Source organism: Romboutsia sedimentorum, from assembly GCF_030131845.1.
Taxonomy (GTDB): domain Bacteria; phylum Bacillota; class Clostridia; order Peptostreptococcales; family Peptostreptococcaceae; genus Romboutsia_D; species Romboutsia_D sedimentorum.
In genome coordinates this window covers 1-1003 of sequence record NZ_JASKYM010000029.1, presented here as the reverse complement: position 1 = coordinate 1003, position 1003 = coordinate 1, and the positions used below count along the sequence as shown (strand labels likewise).

General features: G+C 25.1%; 1 protein-coding gene and 1 rRNA gene. Both read left to right on the top strand.

Features of this window, described 5'->3' with window-relative positions:
* A 5S ribosomal RNA gene (rrf, locus tag QOZ84_RS16455) occupies positions 1–96 on the top strand; the annotation flags it as partial.
* A 295-nt stretch (positions 97–391) separates the two neighbouring features.
* Entirely contained in the window at positions 392–673 is a 282-nt protein-coding gene (locus tag QOZ84_RS16450; RefSeq protein WP_284133961.1) for a hypothetical protein, read from the top strand.
* The last annotated feature ends 330 nt before the right edge of the window (positions 674–1003 follow it).

Here is a 1003-nt window from a genome sequence, read left to right as displayed (position 1 = left end):
GATACACCTGTTCCCATTCCGAACACAGAAGTTAAGCTCTTTAGCGCTGATGGTACTTGGTGGGCAACTGCCTGGGAGAGTAAGACGTAGCCACGTAATCTTTTTTTATATTTAAATCTCTTTGAGTGAAAGCTTAAGGGGATTTTTTATTTGAAAAAAATTAAAATCTCAAAATATAAAGTATAAAAAACACATGAAATATATAATTTATTTATGAAATAAGCATGTTGTGGAGAGTATTATTTTAGATCAAAAGTATAATATTTTTAAATATTATAAAAGTCTACCTATTTATATTACAATATTTAAGCATATTTAAAAATATTGTAATATAAAAAAGTATTTTGGAAAACTTAATATAGAGATTTTATTTACTTTTGGAGGTAAGAAAATGGACAATATGAAAGAAATGAGAAATAAAGTACAAGATGGAAAATATAACTTAACATTAGAGATAGGTGAATCAGCTTATTTTAGAACCTATGAAAATGTAGATGTAAAATCAGGGGAAGATTTAGTTAGAAATTATTTAAGAAGCAATGCAGATGATGGTTGCTTTAATAATATAGACGTAAAACATAATAAAAATAAACACACAATAAAGGTAACAGCTGAATTAGATTATGATGGAAATGAGCATAAAGATTATTCTAATAGAGGTAAATTGATGTAAAATAAGGAAAAATAAATTCATTAGGACAAGTAATTCCAATACATTTAAAATTATTTAATTAAAAAAATAGTAAAAACATAAAAAAAAATAAAAAATATGTTGACTAGGATAATTTTAAATGGTATAGTTATACTTGTCCTTAAGAAAAGGGACAACAAGTAAAACAAACAACAGAAAGTAGTTGACAAAGCAAAACTGTTTTGGTAAACTAATGAAGTTGAAAAAATGAACTTTGAAAATTAAACAGTAGGTTAATTTATAGAATTTGAAACAACCAAGAAACATAAAGCCAGATATATAACAGTATCTGAGCCCTAGATAAACTTTTAT